General features: G+C 49.7%; 15 protein-coding genes and 1 pseudogene. 4 read left to right on the forward strand and 12 right to left on the reverse strand.

Annotation, left to right across the window (positions count from 1 at the left end):
* Nucleotides 1–109 precede the first annotated feature (109 nt).
* From QZT18_RS01405 to QZT18_RS01425, 5 genes are read right to left on the reverse strand one after another with little or no spacing between them, the layout of a single operon-like run.
* On the reverse strand, nt 110–1,522 hold the full coding sequence (locus QZT18_RS01405; RefSeq protein ID WP_294143691.1) for an oxaloacetate decarboxylase subunit alpha: 1,413 nt from the start codon (nt 1,520–1,522) through the stop codon (nt 110–112).
* Between the two features lie 24 nt (nt 1,523–1,546).
* Entirely contained in the window at nt 1,547–2,698 is a 1,152-nt protein-coding gene (locus QZT18_RS01410; protein WP_294143692.1) for a sodium ion-translocating decarboxylase subunit beta, read from the reverse strand.
* A 47-nt stretch (nt 2,699–2,745) separates the two neighbouring features.
* Nucleotides 2,746–3,177: a biotin/lipoyl-containing protein gene (locus QZT18_RS01415; protein WP_294143693.1), complete on the reverse strand. Its 432-nt coding sequence runs from the start codon at nt 3,175–3,177 to the stop codon at nt 2,746–2,748.
* A 21-nt stretch (nt 3,178–3,198) separates the two neighbouring features.
* Complete coding sequence (locus QZT18_RS01420; protein WP_294143694.1) at nt 3,199–4,083, reverse strand: OadG family transporter subunit; 885 nt, start codon at nt 4,081–4,083, stop codon at nt 3,199–3,201.
* A gap of 21 nt (nt 4,084–4,104) precedes the next feature.
* Nucleotides 4,105–5,556 carry an acyl-CoA carboxylase subunit beta gene (locus QZT18_RS01425; RefSeq protein WP_294143695.1) on the reverse strand — a complete coding sequence of 484 codons (1,452 nt, stop codon included), beginning with the start codon at nt 5,554–5,556 and terminating at the stop codon, nt 4,105–4,107.
* A 397-nt stretch (nt 5,557–5,953) separates the two neighbouring features.
* On the opposite strand from QZT18_RS01425, the gene QZT18_RS01430 reads away from it, so the two are divergent.
* The 3 genes from QZT18_RS01430 to QZT18_RS01440 are packed head-to-tail and all read left to right on the forward strand — an operon-like array spanning nt 5,954 to nt 7,001.
* Nucleotides 5,954–6,130 carry a spore coat associated protein CotJA gene (locus QZT18_RS01430; protein ID WP_294143696.1) on the forward strand — a complete coding sequence of 59 codons (177 nt, stop codon included), beginning with the start codon at nt 5,954–5,956 and terminating at the stop codon, nt 6,128–6,130.
* On the forward strand, nt 6,127–6,393 hold the full coding sequence (locus QZT18_RS01435; RefSeq protein WP_294143697.1) for a spore coat protein CotJB: 267 nt from the start codon (nt 6,127–6,129) through the stop codon (nt 6,391–6,393). The genes QZT18_RS01430 and QZT18_RS01435 overlap by 4 nt, the downstream gene beginning before the upstream one ends.
* On the forward strand, nt 6,393–7,001 hold the full coding sequence (locus tag QZT18_RS01440) for a manganese catalase family protein (RefSeq protein WP_294143698.1): 609 nt from the start codon (nt 6,393–6,395) through the stop codon (nt 6,999–7,001). The genes QZT18_RS01435 and QZT18_RS01440 overlap by 1 nt, the downstream gene beginning before the upstream one ends.
* A gap of 138 nt (nt 7,002–7,139) precedes the next feature.
* On the opposite strand, the gene QZT18_RS01445 is transcribed toward QZT18_RS01440, so the two are convergent.
* A complete protein-coding gene (locus QZT18_RS01445) occupies nt 7,140–7,811 on the reverse strand; it encodes an HD-GYP domain-containing protein (protein ID WP_366925775.1) in 672 nt (223 codons plus the stop codon).
* 12 nt (nt 7,812–7,823) lie between these two features.
* Nucleotides 7,824–9,784: pseudogene (locus QZT18_RS23425) on the reverse strand (GGDEF domain-containing protein); the annotation flags it as partial.
* 49 nt (nt 9,785–9,833) lie between these two features.
* On the opposite strand from QZT18_RS23425, the gene QZT18_RS01455 reads away from it, so the two are divergent.
* Nucleotides 9,834–10,340 carry a MarR family winged helix-turn-helix transcriptional regulator gene (locus QZT18_RS01455; RefSeq protein WP_294143699.1) on the forward strand — a complete coding sequence of 169 codons (507 nt, stop codon included), beginning with the start codon at nt 9,834–9,836 and terminating at the stop codon, nt 10,338–10,340.
* A 48-nt stretch (nt 10,341–10,388) separates the two neighbouring features.
* On the opposite strand, the gene QZT18_RS01460 is transcribed toward QZT18_RS01455, so the two are convergent.
* The 5 genes from QZT18_RS01460 to QZT18_RS01480 all read right to left on the reverse strand — a co-directional run bounded on the left by QZT18_RS01460 (nt 10,389) and on the right by QZT18_RS01480 (nt 16,391).
* On the reverse strand, nt 10,389–11,537 hold the full coding sequence (locus tag QZT18_RS01460; protein WP_294143700.1) for an AAA family ATPase: 1,149 nt from the start codon (nt 11,535–11,537) through the stop codon (nt 10,389–10,391).
* Nucleotides 11,534–12,340, reverse strand: coding sequence for an RNA ligase family protein (locus tag QZT18_RS01465; RefSeq protein WP_294143701.1), 807 nt, complete (start codon nt 12,338–12,340; stop codon nt 11,534–11,536). The genes QZT18_RS01460 and QZT18_RS01465 overlap by 4 nt, the downstream gene beginning before the upstream one ends.
* Before the next feature lie 301 nt (nt 12,341–12,641).
* The gene (locus tag QZT18_RS01470) at nt 12,642–14,492 is read right to left on the reverse strand and encodes a GH25 family lysozyme (RefSeq protein WP_294143702.1); all 1,851 of its coding nucleotides are present in this window, start codon (nt 14,490–14,492) and stop codon (nt 12,642–12,644) included.
* A 334-nt stretch (nt 14,493–14,826) separates the two neighbouring features.
* The gene (locus tag QZT18_RS01475) at nt 14,827–15,234 is read right to left on the reverse strand and encodes a MerR family transcriptional regulator (protein ID WP_294143703.1); all 408 of its coding nucleotides are present in this window, start codon (nt 15,232–15,234) and stop codon (nt 14,827–14,829) included.
* 116 nt (nt 15,235–15,350) lie between these two features.
* Nucleotides 15,351–16,391: a YeiH family protein gene (locus tag QZT18_RS01480; protein WP_294143704.1), complete on the reverse strand. Its 1,041-nt coding sequence runs from the start codon at nt 16,389–16,391 to the stop codon at nt 15,351–15,353.
* Nucleotide 16,392 lies beyond the last annotated feature (1 nt).

Genomic DNA, 16,392 nt, shown 5'->3' on the forward strand with positions numbered 1-16,392 from the left:
CTGCGGGGACCGCTTTCGCTGATGGAGTGCGGAGCGGCTGCCAGGACGCCATATTTATAGGCAAAAAAAGAGCAAAGACTCCTGTCCCTGCTCTTTTCCAAACTACCTTTTATACAGGATATGCCCTGTTCAGCCTGTCGGCCTTTGCAGGATCAATCCCGGTTGACTGTGCCTCACGGTACTCGAAGAATTCCTTCGCTACCTGTGGGAATAATGCATAGGTCAGCACATCTTCATCCTGTTTCTTCCACTGGGACATCTCTGCTTCCAGTTTCTGAAGCTGCGGCTCGATCTTGTCGGCCGGGCGGCAGGTGATTGGTGTTGTGTCTCCGATTGCTTTCTTCTGGACCTCGGCGTTGAACGGTTTAACGGTCTGGCCGAATTCGCCCATAAGAAGTTTCTTGGACTCTTTTGTAAACATCTTGTAGCGCTGTCCCATCAGTACGTTTAATACGGCCTGCGTTCCCACAATCTGGGAGGACGGTGTAACAAGCGGCGGCTCTCCGAAATCCTTGCGGACTCTCGGGATCTCCTGAAGTACGGCATAATATTTGTCTTCGGCATGAGCCTCTTTTAACTGGGATACCAGGTTGGAAAGCATTCCGCCCGGCACCTGGTAACGGAGGGTATTGATATCCACTCCCAGAACCTTTGTATTCATCAGTCCGCTTGCGAGAGCTTCCTCGCGCAGAGGTCTGAAGTATTCGGCAATCTCGGCCAGGGCTTCTTTGTTGAGTCCCGTGTCGTAACGTGTGCCGCTGAATGTCTCAACCATAACCTCTGTTGCAGGCTGGCTGGTTCCAAGTGCAAACGGTGACATAGCGGTATCAATGATATCGCAGCCTGCCTCTACCGCCTTTAAATATGTCATGGAAGCTACACCGGAGGTGTAGTGTGTGTGAAGATCGATCGGAAGCTTCACGGATTCTTTCAGGGCTGTAACAAGCTCCTCTGCCGCATATGGGGTCAGAAGTCCGGCCATATCCTTGATACATAAGGAATTGGCACCCATGTCCTCGATCTCTTTCGCAATATTTTTCCAGTAGTCAAGGGTGTAGGCATCTCCCAGAGTATAGCTCAAAGCTACCTGTGCATGGCCTTTTTCCCTGTTGGCTGCTTTCACGGCCGTCTGAAGGTTTCTGATATCGTTTAAGCAGTCAAAGATTCGGATAATGTCAATACCGTTGGCAATTGACTTCTGTACAAAATATTCTACAACGTCATCCGCATAGTGGTTGTAACCGAGGATATTCTGTCCGCGGAACAGCATCTGCAGTTTTGTGTGTTTGAATCCGGCTCTCAGTTTTCTCAGTCTGTCCCACGGATCTTCTTTTAAGAAACGTAAGGAAGCGTCAAAGGTAGCGCCGCCCCAGCACTCTACGGCATGATAACCCACCTGATCCATCTTGTCGATAATCGGGAGCATCTGCTCTGTTGTCATTCTGGTTGCGATTAAGGACTGGTGAGCGTCACGAAGGACGGTCTCCACAATCTTAACCGGCTTTTTCTCTATATTAGCCATTTTGTGACCTCCTGAATTTTTCTATTATTTCACTCCAAAGATTGCCATGAATGTTCCGGCTGCTACTGCGGTACCGATAACACCAGCAACGTTTGGTCCCATTGCATGCATCAGAAGGAAGTTGGTCGGATCTGCTTCCGCTCCCACCTTCTGGGATACACGGGCTGCCATAGGAACTGCGGATACGCCGGCGGAACCAATCAGCGGGTTAACCTTTCCATGGGTTACCTTACACATAATCTTACCGAAAATAACGCCTGCTGCAGTACCAAGGGCGAATGCAACCAGACCCAGAATAACGATCTTAATTGTATTCATGTTCAGGAACGCTTCTGCACTCGTCGTAGCTCCCACGGACGTACCGAGCAGGATAACTACAATATACATAAGAGCATTCGAAGCTGTCTCTGTAAGCTGTTTTACAACACCTGATTCGCGGAACAGGTTTCCAAGCATCAGCATACCAACCAGGGGAGCTGTGGTAGGAAGAATCAGGCAGACAACAATTGTAACAATGATTGGGAAAAGAATTTTCTCCAGTCTTGATACAGGACGAAGCTGTTCCATCCTGATCTTTCTTTCTTCCTCTGTAGTAAGAAGTTTCATAATCGGCGGCTGGATAATCGGAACCAGCGCCATGTATGAATATGCGGCTACCGCGATCGGACCCATCAGTCCCGTCTGTCCAAGCTTACCAGCCAGGAAAATGGAAGTAGGGCCGTCTGCTCCGCCGATGATGGAAATAGCAGCGGCTGCCTTATCATTAAATCCAAGAAAAATAGCCATAAAGTAAGCGCCGTAAATACCGAACTGGGCGGCTGCCCCCAGCAGGAAGCTCTTCGGGTTGGCAATTAACGGACCAAAGTCGGTCATTGCACCTACGCCCATGAAAATAAGCGACGGCAGGATACTCCATTCATCCAATAAATAGAAGTAGTGTAAAAGTCCGCCGACACCACTCGACGACTCTTCAACAGTTTTCATAATATCCGGATAGATATTAACGAGCAGCATACCAAATGCAATCGGAAGCAATAAGAGCGGTTCAAACCCCTTCTGGATAGCCAGATAGAGGAAAACAAGCGCTACGATAATCATAACCATGTTTCCGATAGTAAGATTCAGAAATGCCGTCTGTTGAAGAAGATTAGACAATGTAGTTGTAATGTATTCCATATTAATCCCTCCAAACGGAATCTTTCATGACCCGTATTTACCAGTTTTTAGTTTAATGTTGCAAGTGTTGCGCCTGGTTCTACCATATCGCCTACCGCTACATTAATGCTGGCAATTGTTCCGTCCTGAGGTGCTACGATTTCGTTCTCCATCTTCATTGCTTCCAGAATCAGGATAACCTGGCCGCGTTTTACTGCTGCGCCGGCCTGCATTTTAACACCGAGGATTTTGCCCGGCATTGGAGCTGTTACAGGTACGGAACCTGCTGCCTGTGCCGCCGGGGCTGGCGCTGGTGCCGGAGCCGGAGCTGCCGGGGCTGGTGCTGCTGCTCTTGGTGCTGGAGCTGGTGCTGCCGCTCTTGGTGCCGGTGCCGGTGCTGCTGCTCTTGGTGCCGGTGCTGCCTTAGCTGCTCCTGTAAATCCTTCTTCTACCGTTACTTCATATGCATTGCCATTTACTGTAATTGTATAATTCTTCATCTGATTTTCCTCCTGATTCAATTAAGCGTTTTTCCATTTTGAGCCAGACTTCCGTCTGATTGAGCGTACTACCAATCCTTCCACCGGAACACAGGCGGCAGCCGAAATTGCTGCTGTAATTACCGCCACCAATTCCATATCATCCGCCAGGTTTTCTTCCTCGCAGAGAACAGGTTCTGGATCAGGTGCGGGAGCAACGAGCGCCGGAACCGGGGCCGGAACTGGAGCTGCAGGCGCTGGAGCCGGGGCAATGGATGCCGGGGCCGGGGCCGCGGGCGCCGGTTCTGCTGCTGCTTTCGCCGCCTCTTTCTTTGCCTTATAATTCGCTTCCAGTGTGTTTACATTCTTCAGGCTTGCAATAATAAAGCTGATAAAAATAAGTACCAGGAACACGGTTCCCATACCCATCAGAGTATTCATTGCCGCTCTCTCAAGCTTTTCGCCTGTAGTAAAAATTGGAGTAAAGACCATCTCGGTCGCTGCAAGAGAAGTGCCGCCGTAATTATCACTGACCACCTCTTCCGCAGTGAGGGCAAAATCCAGTTCCCTCTTTTCATAACTTGCTCTGACTGTTACTTTGTAGCTGTCCTCGCTCACACGCTCAACATCCTCAGAAAGAATGGATACCAGTCTTCCTAAATCAGGTTTTGAGCTCTGCCAGGAAGAAATTGCACTTTCCATGACAGTATTCTTTTGTTTCTGTACTCTCTTTAATGTAGTTGCCAGCGCTTCATCGTCGTAGCTGTCAAACTCCTTCAGATAATTCTCAGCCCCCGTCTTCATCGTAGACACAATCGTCTCGGGAACCGGCTCTGAATCCTTATTGCTGCCGGAGCAGGCGGTAAGGGCAAAGAAGCTGACTGCCATACATAACACAAGCAATACCTTTTTAATATTCTGTTTCATATATGCGTCACCTCATCATAATCAGACCGTTCCATGCTTTTTAGACGGACGATCCTCTCTCTTTGTGAATAACATCTCAAATGCGGCGATAACACGTTTTCTGGTCTCGCCGGCCTCGATAATATCGTCCACATATCCTCTTCCTGCCGCTGCCTGAGCAGAGCTCTGAAGTTTTTCATACTCGGCAGCCTTCTCACTGATGAGAGCTGCTGCATTCTCTGATTTGCCAATCTCTTCCGCGTACATAATCTTAACGGCGCTCTGGGCATCCATCATTCCGATCTTTGCCTGCGGCCATGCATAGACAATGTCTGCTCCGATGGACTTGCTGTTCATCGTCACATAAGCGCTTCCGAATGCGTCGCCAACCACTACCGTTACCTTCGGCACATCGGCGTTTGCAAATGCATACGTAAGGCGGCCTGCCGCTCTGGCAATCTTCTTCTCCGTGCATTTGCACTGTTTGTATCCTTTTACATTTACAAGTGTAAGGAGCGGGATATTAAATGCATCACAGAAGTTTACGAATTCCGCAGCTTTCTCACAGCCTCTGGCTGAAAGCGCCGCTTCGAATTCTTCTGTCTTCTCGTTCTCTTCATTATAAATCTCAGTACGGTTTGCAACACAGCCGACCGTAGATCCGTTCAGGCGGATAAAACCGGTTACCATAGAAGGATCGTACTCTTTCTTCACTTCCATAAAGAAATAGCCGTCTGAAATCTCGGCAAGCGCTTTGGCCGTATCGCCGGTCCATCCCGCAAGCTCTTCAGAAACCCTGTTTAAATCGTCTTCACACTCGTCGTAGGACATATCATCCTCGTTGTTTGCCGGAAGGATGGATACAAGAGTCCTGATCTGTGATAAGATCTCCTCCTCGCTTCCAACTGCATCAACAAGCCCTGTCTCTTCACTCTGGAATGCCGCCGATGCCGTATCGCATTTTGTGACATCGTTGCCTGCCAGTGCGTTGGGAGAATTAACAAATAATTTTCCGTTATCTGCCATGAATACAAAGTCTGCGATTGCAGAAGATACTGCCATTCCTCCGCCGCAATTTCCAAATACCGCACAAATCTGCGGAACGACGCCGGATGCCATGGTCTGCTCCAGGTACATCTGGCCAAAACCGTCAAGCGCGTCTGTCGCCTCCTGAAGGCGAAGGCCTGAACAGTCTAAAAGCCCGATGACCGGCGCTCCCATCTTCATCGCCATCTTATAGATATTGGAAATTTTCTTTGCGTGCATTTCGCCGATGGAGCCGCCCATTACAGACGCATCCTGGCTGTACACATACACAAGATTGCCTTCGATGGTACCATATCCGGTAATCACACCATCAGCCGCAGTCTCCTGTGCCGTCATGTTGAAATTTGTGCTCCTTGCCGTGATATAAGAACCTACTTCAACAAAACTGTTATCGTCAAGCAGGGAATCAATTCTCTTGCCTGACAATGTTTGTGCAGAATTACTCATTTTGCTGTCCTCCATTTGAATTATTTCGACAACGGATACTACCTACCGTGACCCCATAAAAGTTCACTTTTTAGTAAGTCCAACTTTTGCCTAGTGCCATTGTATAATGGGTTTTGTCAAATTGCAAGTTCTTTCAGAGAGTTTTTATTCACCTTTTCTAAATTATAACAACTTTTTTTCACGGATTTTTATTTTTTCTTATAATTATGTGTGAATTGCTCTGCCGCCTCTTTCATTTTTTATTCCCGTTTTTTTCTTCCTCTTCACATTCTCCCTGATTTAGCAATATTTTTGCAATTTATTATCCGGCTCAATGTCCAATACTAAATAGTGAACTTCATCAGAAAATCAACTTCCTATGAATTTCATCAATTCAATCATGAAAGGAGGACTTATCATGAGCCCGGCAAACGACTATAAGGCAAAAGAATGCAACTGTCAACAGATACTGGCCATCGCATCCGTTCCAATGCAGCCCTGGATTCAGCCGAGGGAAATTTCCCTTGCCCTGGAACGCGGAACCATTTTTGAAAACCTGGATTTTCCTTTTTATATAGGAGGTGAGCAGAAATGACCGACAGAACCACACTCTTAAAACAAATCGACGAAGTCAGCTTCGCCATCAACGATGTCACGCTCTACCTGGATACCCATCCGGACTGTGCGGACGCCATCTCCTATTTTAATGAAATGGCTCCGAAACGCGCCGGCCTGATGCAGGAATTTGCCGCTAATTATGAGCCGCTTACAATCGACTGTATCAGCAAAAACGGCGGACTTACCGATCATTTCACCTGGCTTGACGGCCCGGCGCCCTGGGAAGGAGGTGCTCTCTAATGTGGAATTATGAAAAACGGCTTCAGTTTCCTGTCAGCATAAAGACCTGCTGTCCGAAAACGGCACAGCTTATCATCAGCCAGTTCGGCGGACCCGACGGCGAGCTTGCCGCATCCATGCGTTATCTGTCCCAGCGTTACTCCATGCCATGTAAAAAGACGGCCGGACTGCTGACCGACATCGGTACGGAAGAGCTGGCCCATATGGAAATGATCTGCGCCATGATTTACCAGCTTACAAAAAATATGACAACCGCAGACGCCAAAACGGCCGGTTTTGACGCCTACTATGTCGACCATACCAGTGCCCTGTGGCCAACAGCGGCAGCCGGTGTGCCGTTTAATGCATGTGAATTCCAGAGTAAGGGAGACGCCATCACCGACTTGACGGAGGATCTGGCCGCCGAACAGAAGGCCAGAACGACCTATGATAACCTGCTGCGGATTATCACGGATCCCGACGTACGCGCTCCGCTCCAGTTCTTACGCGCCAGGGAGCTCGTCCACTTCCAGCGTTTTGGAGAAGCTCTGGAAAACTTAAAAACTACGATGGATTCCAAAAACTATTACTATTTTAACCCGGAATTCGATAAAAAATTTGTCCAGTAGCAATCAGTTAAATAAATAACCGGCGGCAGCCAGTTATCTCACCCGGCAGATCGAAAAAATACTCACGGAAGCCGCTTCTGCATCAGGACATTTCTGTCCGCGCTGCGGTTACCGTGAGTATTTCTTCGCTGCTTTTATTTATTGAACCATGATGTTCCCCAATCTGACGCCTTCCACAAAGACATCGGCCAGTTCCGGATCGAACTGCGCTCCCTTTTCTTCTATTAATATAGAGATTGCTTTCTCAAGCGGATACGGTTCTTTGTAGGAACGTCTGGAAACCATCGCATCAAAGCTGTCGGCAATGCAGAGGATACGCCCCGACAGCGGAATGTCCGTTCCCGCAACCCGCCTTGGATATCCTTTTCCGTCATATCTCTCATGGTGGCAGATGACCGCGGGAATCACATAGTTCAGGGACGGGAGATATCGGATAATGCCGATGGAACTCTCCACATGAGACTGCATCACCGCATACTCCTCATCGGTCAGCCGTCCCGGCTTGTTCAGGATATTCTCCGGTATTCCGATTTTCCCTATGTCATGCAGCAGAGCCGCCTCGCGGATCACTTCAATAAAATCGGTATTCTTATTCAATAGCTGTGCCAGTCTCGTGGCATAATAGGCCACATTCTTAGAATGGTTGAAGGTGTAATGATCTTTCGTATCAATGGCAGCGGTCAGTGCAAATATAGCGGAGGCATAGGAGGAATATATCTCCTCTTTGCCTTTTTCTTCAATTACGGTTTTGCCTTCCCGGTAAATCATCACATCATTTTTTCCATGCTGTTTTACATGGTACACCGCCATCTCCGCATGGGTCAGCAGCGTTTCCGCCGTATCCGCCCCATCTGGAAAGGAACAGATACCGCAGCTTGCCGTCAGGATATTGAGTTCCTGCCCGCCGCGTCCCGTATTTACCTTTCCGAGGCTGAACATCAGGCTGCGTGCCATTCGTTCCGCTTCCTCCGCCGCCTTTTCCGGCAGGATCACCGCAAATTCTTTTCCGCCGTATCTGGCAACCTGACTTTCTTTCCCCGCTTTTTCGGCTAAAAGCTGTGCATGGCCCGGATGGCCGTGTCTCCGCTTGACACTCCGTAGAGCTGGTTATACAGTTTAAAGTCGTCCAGATTAATGAGAAGCAGGGAAAACATTGCTTTCTTCTCCGCACATTTTTCATCAAGAATCTCATAAAATGCCCTTCTGTTCAGAATTCCGGTCGTCATATCGGTTCTGGCCTCAATCCTGGCTTTTTCGTATAATTCGGCGTTTTTAAGGGCCATGGATGCGATGGATTCCACCGATTCCAAAAATGCAATTTCCTCATACCGGTAGTATCTGAAATCCGTTCCCACTGATTTTGTGCAGAGTGCCAGGAAACCGGCATACTCATCATTGCCCAGCGGCACCAGACAGCCGATCTTCTTTTCCTTCAGTGACCGCTTCTCCTCTTCGCTTATCTTATAAAAGGCGTTCATGCGCTCCAGTTCCCTGACGGACATGCATCCCGGATGATTTTGAAGATCCGTTACCAGTCTTCCCGAAAACTTTATCCCTTTCTTAATCTCTCCCGTCCCGCTGTCATAGATATGGTATCCGTCCTCTTTCAGCATACATGCGTATACGCGCTCCGTCGGCGTATTATTGAGAATAATTCTGAAAATATGCCCCAGTATTTCGGTCTCATTGAATGACTGTGATACATCAAAGCAAAATTCCCTCAGCTTTTCTGCACGCACCGACTCATCCCAGACAAACGTCCTGTCGATCACGAATCTGGTAAGCTCATAGATAATAAGCGTCATAAGCACCGATGATGCACTGATTAAAAGCGTCATATTCCCCGCCTGAGGGAAAAACCGTAAAAGTGTTTCTTCTATCGCCTCAAACCAGGTAAACAGCGCCAGCATCGTCAGCCCGGTAGCCAGAAGATAACAGTTGTTCCTGGACAGAAGCAGAGTCAGACGCACCAGATGTTTTCTCCGGAATACCCAGAAAATACAAAGCGCATTCAATATGCCGGACAGGATATCCAGCGGAATTCCTGCGAATACGGGAAGACAGATTAAAAGATGTCCCACCAGCATGGCTCCGTATCCGGCAAAAAGCGGAATAAGCTGTTTCTTCACCCTGCGGTCGGCATGGCTTTGATAATACAGTCTGAGCGCATCCCCGATTATAAAAAGACAAAGCAGGAAAAGCAAAATAACGGCCGGAGACATCACATAAATAAAGCTCCTCCCTCCATCCGGTAAAAACTGCACCGTGGGAGCAGGCACAAAACAGCCGGTAGCCGCATTGGAGATGCCGGCCGCCAGTATGACGGCTAACCACAGCCACAAATGCGGCGGCTTCTCTATCCCAACCAGAACGCTGACACAGTAATAGAATGAATATACCGTGAAAAGAAGGCCGAATACAGAAGCATGATACCAGAATTCATATCCCGGCCAGGACATAAGACGCATCATTAGAGAGCCTTCCGTCCAGCATGTCATTGCACAAAGTAAAATAATAAATGATTGGATTGCCCTGTTTTTCTTTGCTGCCAGCAGGGACAGCAATAAGTACAGGTAACATCCCAATGCCGTATACGGCACCCAAATCCAGTTGCCTGTCATCACGCAGCTCCTTCTTCGACAATTTTCGACCCCAGATTTTCCATTATAAATGTAATTTTCCATTTTTTCAATAAAAAACTGGTGAATCCTGGGAAATTGGATTCTGAGAAATGATGAATTGTATCTGAAAAATACATTGCAAATTTGACAAACCGGTGTCATTCATATTATACTTGCAGAAACAGAATCTATAATGTGAGGACAAATTACAATGGATGAGCGATGCAAAATTTACCATGAAATGATTGACGAGCTGGATGAATCATATCGCCTGATGCATGAATATGATTCGATGATTCACGATTACGGGACGGCCGTACTCTATCAGGCGGAATCCAAGATCATTCATCTTGTCGGTGAAAAGCCGGGAGTGACAGCCGTTGAACTGTCTGCGATCCTCAGGAAAACTCCCAGCGCCTGTTCCCAAATCCTGCGCAAGCTCCGCCGCAAAGGCTGGATCGAACAGACGAGAAACGTCGATAACAACCGCGAGTATAACTTAAACCTCACCCCGGAAGGCTGGGCCATCTACGAGGGACATAACCAGTTTGAACAGCGCTGCTATAAGCGCACCTATCACAATCTCGGTTCCTTCAGCGATGAGCAGCTTCAGACCTACGTGGAGATCCAGAAGAAACTGAACGAAACCTTTATCCAGGATGTCGAAGAGAGCCGTGAGACATCCGCCAATAAAAAACCGGAAAGCAGCCATAACTGATGCTGCTTTCCGGTTTTTTACCGCTTCGGCGGCCGCCTTTCATGAAACTCAGACTCCAACGGAATAGATAACCCCGTAACCCTCCGACGGCTCCACCATATCCATCTTTTCAAGCATCCGGTCAATCACCGCCTCGGGCACGCTTCTGTCCCGCTTCTTATTTCTCCTTAAAAGCTCCTCATACGGAGCCTCCACGTAGACCGTGATTACTCTGGCGCCGTAATCCTCAAAAAGGCGGCGCAGCTTCTGCCTTGTACTCAGCACGGTATTTGTGGCATCCCATACAAAGGATTCTTTTCTGCGCAGGAATACCCTGGCCCTCTTCCGCGCCTCATCGGCCACCGCGCCGGAACCGTCCGCGGGGCTTACTCCCCACTCCTGTCTGATATCATCCAGCGAGATAATGGGAATTTCCTTTAGATGCTCCCCGATATAGGTATCCTTTCCCGCGAGGGGCAGACCGGCCATCAGGAAAACGGTAAATTCCGTCTCGTCAAATAGCGGTGTGCCGCGGCCGATCCGGCTGCTCCCTTCGTCAAAACCGGCATTATAGTATTTAAATCTGGTGTAATCACACGCAAACTCCGGTTTTCCTTCATAGCAGTTAATTTCCCTGCCGTATTCCCGGAAACACTCCACATTGCAGAGCAGATCCTCCGTATCCTCACAGATCCGGCCCAGGATATCGGCCTTGGACAGCATATAAAGAAGCGGCAGACGCACGCTCTCGGCAGCCCGGCACAGCCTGGCCTCCGCCCTGTCCCGGTCCCAGAAATGAAGGGGCAGGCCATGATACCGTATCAGCCAGGCAATTTCCTCTCTCTCACGGAAGGCCGCCTCATATTGGGAGGCGTATTTTTTATAAATCATCCGCCGGAATATTTTGGAACCCGTGACCGTGTGCTTCGGGGAGACAAAAACTCCGTTCTCAAGCTTTGTACAAACCGGCTTTCCAATGTCGTGGAACAGGGCGGAGAGATAAAGAATTCCCCGCTCCTCCCTTCCCAGTCCGGCCCATTCCGGAAGTTCCGTCACAGCCCGGCACACGAGCCTGGTATGTATTTCGGCATTCCCCTCCCCGTGGTAGGCCGGGTTTTGTTCCGCCTCTTTCATTGCCTCAAGTTCCGGAAACAGGGTTTTCATCCTGTCGTAATCGTAATCATTTTCCTCCGGGAGGTCAATCAAACGTTTCTTCATCGTTCCCGCACCTCCTCTGCAAAGAGATCGGCTCCGTCTCTCAGGCCGTTTGGAATAATCGGGCGGTCTGCCCAGTGGGTTTCGGAATCCAGGATGGTATTTAAAAAGGAACTCCTGACATATTTTAATCGGCCGGTTGTCTCCTCCCCCTCCTCGATTTTAATATAGATTCCCTCCATCAGGTCGCTTGCGTCCGTCTGGCGGGCCGCCAGCTCAAAAGATAAATTCCTTTTTCCGCACTCTTCCCGCAGTGACGCAAGACAGTCCTCAGACTTGAATGCAGACCTTCCAAGACGTGAGGTAAGCTCCTCCGCCCTGTCGAGACACCCCTCAAAGAGCACCGGAACCTGTTTAATAAACGGGTAAGGCAAAAGCCGTCTGCGGCGCTCTTTTGTACTGAGGAACACCTTCCTCTCCTTGTCGTAAATATCAAACTCCATAAAATAGTGGGACAGCCTGTCATAGTACACCGTATGTTTGGCGTAGAGCCACTCCCCGTACATAATATATCTGTTTCCTAAAAGGCCGTAAAGCTTCTCCTGAAAACAGCCCGCCCATGTTTTAAGAAGGGCAAACTGCCGCTCGCCATATCCTCCGTTCAGGTAATGGCCCCTGCTCTGCAGGAGCAGTTTCCCATTCCCGTCAAAGGAAATGCCGCAGTTGGCGCCGTCGACTTTCTCTTCCAGCACCACAAAACGTCCCCTGATTTCGGAAAACGGCACACTGTTTAAATCTTCATCCCCGGCCTGAATCCTCGATCCTTCTATGTGCCGGGTTCTTGGGTATTTTATAATATCTTCCATATGATATCATCCTCACTTTCTGAGGTGATACGGATAAGGCGGCTCCCCGGAAATGCCGAGGCACTCCAAAACACCATCAAAGAGGCTGCGGGGTATAGAACTCCCCGCAGCCTCTGCACCGAGCCCCATGCCTTATGTATCACAGTTGTCGGGTAACAGCGCGGCAGAAAGGTATACGTTGTAAACCTTCCATCACTTTTACATGATAGAAGAGATACGCTTCCTTTTGCTGCGGTCCGTTTTACTGCGATACGATTACATGGTTCTCATTCCCTTCTGTTTGATTTATCTATCCTGGCAATCAGTGTCCAGGTCCCTGTTGTGATGGTGTCTCTTCCGTCTGCTGCGCCGCCTGCTGTGTGGCAGCGTCTGCGCCGTCCGCGGCGATCTGGTTGCAGATTCCGTCGGCTCCGGCCTGATAGGAAACTCCGTTAAAATCCAGAACCGCATTCACGGCCATGGCTCCGCTCGTCTGGTCAAAGTAATATTTGGCTCCGCCAATATCCTGCCAGCCCGTCAGCACGGCTCCGCTGTCGCTTAAGTAATACCGGGTTCCGCCGATATCCTGCCAGCCGGTCTGCATGGCCCCGCTGTCGTTCAGATAGTACCGGGCTCCGCCGATATCCTGCCAGCCCGTCAGCATGGCTCCGCTGTCGTTCAGATAGTACCAGCTTCCGTTTATATTCTGCCAGCCGGTCTTCATAATGCCCGCTGCATCCATATAATAATACTGGCCGTCCACGGTCTGCCAGCCGGTTAACATCTTTCCGTCGCCGCTTAAGCAGTACCAGTTTCCGTCCGGATTCTGCCAGCCCGTCTTCATGGCTCCCGAAGGACTGAAATAGTATCTGGCTCCGTCAATATCCTGCCAGCCCGTCTTCATAGTTCCCGAGGCATCCAGATAGTAGCGTTTGCCTTCCACATCCTGCCAGCCGGTCTGCATCTTTCCTTCGCCGTTCATATAATACCAGGCTCCGTTTACTTCCGCCCAGCCGGTCTGCATCTTTCCTTCGGCTCCCATATAATAGCGGACTCCGTCCACATCCTGCCAGCCGGTCGTCATCCTGCCCGAATTGTCGAGATAGAATCTGGCTCCGTCTATGTCTCTCCAGCCCGTCTGCATTCTGCCTTCGCCGTCCAGATAATACCTGGCTCCGCCCACATCTCTCCAGCCGGTTGCCATTGTGCCCGACGGGTCAAAGTAATACCAGGCTCCGTCCAGGTTCTGCCAGTCCACGGCCATCTTTCCGTTGGAGGCGTCCAGATAGTAGCGCCCCTCCGGGAACGTCATCCAGCCTTTGGCCGGAGTTCCGTCCGCATTCATATAATAGTGTCCCTGGCCGTCGTTGATCCAGGTGGATTTCTGCATTGTATAATTCTGATAATAGTACGTATTGCCGCCGATTGTCCTCCATGTGTTGGCGGGAATGAGGCTTGCAAAATCCCTGTAGAGGAAGTTGATGTCCACATTACCATTGACGCCGTTGATGGAGCCGGTGTTGGTGGCCTGCCACATCGCCGGATTGTCATATGTATACATGACACCGTACCGCGCCACCCACATGTCATAATTGAGAGCCGACATGTCAATCTTGTTCTTGATCCAGTATTCGTTGGCATAAACCATCGGACGGTACCCCGCCGCCTCAATCTTCCGGCAGAACGCGTTGATTACGGCGCTGACCTCGGACGGTGACAGTGTTCCAAGCGTGTTGGTGTCCTCGGCGTCGAATACGACCGGATAGGAGATCGGATAGTCTTTAATGATATTTAAAATAAAGTCGGCTTCCTGCTCGGCCATCTCCACCGATGTGGCATAGGAATAGAGATAGGCGCCTATACTGATTCCGACGCTGGTCGCTCCCCTTGCATTGATGCTGAAGAAAGGATCCTCTTCCCCTCTGAACCTGGTCGCAAGCATCGCAAATTTCACATCATCCGCGGCTACCTGGTTCCAGTCTACATTCTGATTCCAGTAAGAAAGATCAATTCCTCTTGCAAGAACGCCATGGATGGGGGTTCCATCCACCATCTGATACACATTGCCTACCCTGTCCCACTCCTTTGCATAAGCGGTGAATGGCTGTGCGCATACAGAAAGCCCCAGCAGTCCTGCTATTGTATATGCAGTCAAACGTTTTCCATATTTCATAAAGTAAATACATTCCTTTCCGAAGACCTTCCATCACACCGGTGCCTTACCGCTGATAATCCACGGGTAAGGGGCAATGAAATTTATCTTCCATCCGTATTTTCAAAGAAAAGCCCGTTTTCTCTGTCTACGTAAAAAGCCCCGGAGGGCATCTGGATAATAGTTGCTCCGCCAACATTATACCAAATCCCCTCCGGGGTAAGTCAATATAGAAATTGTGAATTTTTCTGACACTTTTCTTACAATAATACCAATATGTAGCAATCGGCGGCCAAAACGCCCCCTGTCGGAACCGCCGCCGTAAGGCGGAACGGGCCGCGATGCGCTCCTGTTTTCAGGCTCCCTTTTTAGTCTCGATCTCCGCCGGTTTCCTCAGGCTTTCCTCCACCTGCCGGAGCCCCTGCTCATAATGTTCAATCTTGCTGTCCAGCCGTTCCAGGGATACCTTCAGATCCTCCATTCTCAAAAGGAGCTGCTCCCTCTGCTCAATGAGGATATTCTTCCGAGCCTCCGCAGTCTCCTCCCCCTGTTCAAACAGGGCCACATACTCGACAAGAGCCTCGATCTGAACTCCCGCCTTTCTCATACACTTCATAAGCTGGATCCATCCGAGGGAACTCTCGTCATAATCCCTGATTCCGCTCTTTGTGCGCGGCACCGGAGGAATCAGGCCGATTCGCTCATAATAGCGGAGTGTATCGGCCGATATTTCAAACATTTTACTTACCTCTGCAATCGTCATGGCATCTCCTTTCGCCGGACTGTCCGGCACACGGCTCTCCGCCTCTTTTGCCGGGCGGACTTGTCATGATTATTGTATACCACGCGGAGCGGGTTTGTAAAGTTTAAGTTCGCTTCCTACCAGATTCCCAGCATTCTCTGCATCACCAGGCTGACTCCCGTGATTCCGACCCAGCAGCAGAACCCCATGATAATCGGCTTGCCTCCCGTCCGGATCAGCTCCACAATATTCGTATTCAGGCCGATTGCTGCCATCGCAAGGACGATGAAAAACTTGCTTAACTCTTTGACGGGATTAAAAATGCCCACCGGAGCTCCCATCTGCAGCGCGATCGTCGTGATAACGGACGCCCCGATAAAATAGAGGATAAAAAATGGGAATATCTGTTTCATGCTGACTTTCTTTCCCTCAGCCTTATCCTCCTTCTCCTCCTTTTCCGCCCTGATAAAGGCAAGCACCAGCGTAATCGGTATGATTGCCAGCGTCCTGGTCAGCTTAACCGTAACCGCCTTGTCGAGCGTGGCCGAACCCAGGTTCCACATGCTGTCCCAGGTGGCGGCCGTGGCCGTTACCGAGGAGGTGTCGTTGACCGCCGTACCGGCGAAAATACCGAAGGCATTGCCCGTCGTCGTATCAAAGCCCAGAAATTTGCCGAAAACAGGAAACAGGATGGCGGCCAGGACATTGAAAAAGAAGATAACGGATATCGCCTGGGCCACCTCCTCGTCATTGGCGTCGATGACCGGCGCCGTGGCCGCTATCGCCGATCCTCCGCAGATGGAGGAACCGACTCCAATCAGCGTTGAGATATTGGACGGAATGCGCATCGTCTTATGTAATATGAATGCTATTACAAGTGATGTGGTGATTGTGGAAATGATAATCGGAAGAGACTGTCTTCCCGTTTCCAGAATCACGTGAAGGTTCAGCCCGAATCCCAAAAGGATAACGGCCCACTGCAGAATCTTCTTTGAGGTAAAGCGGATGCCTCCCGCAAAAGGTGATTTATCCCTGATGAACATGGTAATCAGCATTCCTGCAATAATCGCAATAACGGCTCCTCCGACCACCGGGAATAACTTTCCTGCAAACCAGGACGGAATCGCAACCGCCAGGCAGAGAAGCAGGCCCTTTCCATTCTTTTTCATAAACTCCATT

The organism is uncultured Clostridium sp. (assembly GCF_900547735.1).
In the GTDB taxonomy this organism is placed as follows: Bacteria; Bacillota; Clostridia; order Lachnospirales; family Lachnospiraceae; genus Otoolea.

Bases quoted from the DNA above. Each gene is read 5' to 3' on its own strand.
- QZT18_RS01430 (WP_294143696.1), top strand. From the start codon at position 5,954: ATGAGCCCGGCAAACGACTATAAGGCAAAAGAATGCAACTGTCAACAG.
- QZT18_RS01415 (WP_294143693.1), bottom strand. From the start codon at position 3,177: ATGAAGAATTATACAATTACAGTAAATGGCAATGCATATGAAGTAACG.
- QZT18_RS01475 (WP_294143703.1), bottom strand. From the start codon at position 15,234: ATGACGATTGCAGAGGTAAGTAAAATGTTTGAAATATCGGCCGATACA.
- QZT18_RS01465 (WP_294143701.1), bottom strand. From the start codon at position 12,340: ATGGAAGATATTATAAAATACCCAAGAACCCGGCACATAGAAGGATCG.
- QZT18_RS01480 (WP_294143704.1), bottom strand. From the start codon at position 16,391: ATGGAGTTTATGAAAAAGAATGGAAAGGGCCTGCTTCTCTGCCTGGCG.
- QZT18_RS01405 (WP_294143691.1), bottom strand. From the start codon at position 1,522: ATGGCTAATATAGAGAAAAAGCCGGTTAAGATTGTGGAGACCGTCCTT.
- QZT18_RS01425 (WP_294143695.1), bottom strand. From the start codon at position 5,556: ATGAGTAATTCTGCACAAACATTGTCAGGCAAGAGAATTGATTCCCTG.
- QZT18_RS01455 (WP_294143699.1), top strand. From the start codon at position 9,834: ATGGATGAGCGATGCAAAATTTACCATGAAATGATTGACGAGCTGGAT.
- QZT18_RS01440 (WP_294143698.1), top strand. From the start codon at position 6,393: ATGTGGAATTATGAAAAACGGCTTCAGTTTCCTGTCAGCATAAAGACC.
- QZT18_RS01420 (WP_294143694.1), bottom strand. From the start codon at position 4,083: ATGAAACAGAATATTAAAAAGGTATTGCTTGTGTTATGTATGGCAGTC.
- QZT18_RS01460 (WP_294143700.1), bottom strand. From the start codon at position 11,537: ATGAAGAAACGTTTGATTGACCTCCCGGAGGAAAATGATTACGATTAC.
- QZT18_RS01445 (WP_366925775.1), bottom strand. From the start codon at position 7,811: ATGGCGGTGTACCATGTAAAACAGCATGGAAAAAATGATGTGATGATT.
- QZT18_RS01435 (WP_294143697.1), top strand. From the start codon at position 6,127: ATGACCGACAGAACCACACTCTTAAAACAAATCGACGAAGTCAGCTTC.
- QZT18_RS01470 (WP_294143702.1), bottom strand. From the start codon at position 14,492: ATGAAATATGGAAAACGTTTGACTGCATATACAATAGCAGGACTGCTG.
- QZT18_RS01410 (WP_294143692.1), bottom strand. From the start codon at position 2,698: ATGGAATACATTACAACTACATTGTCTAATCTTCTTCAACAGACGGCA.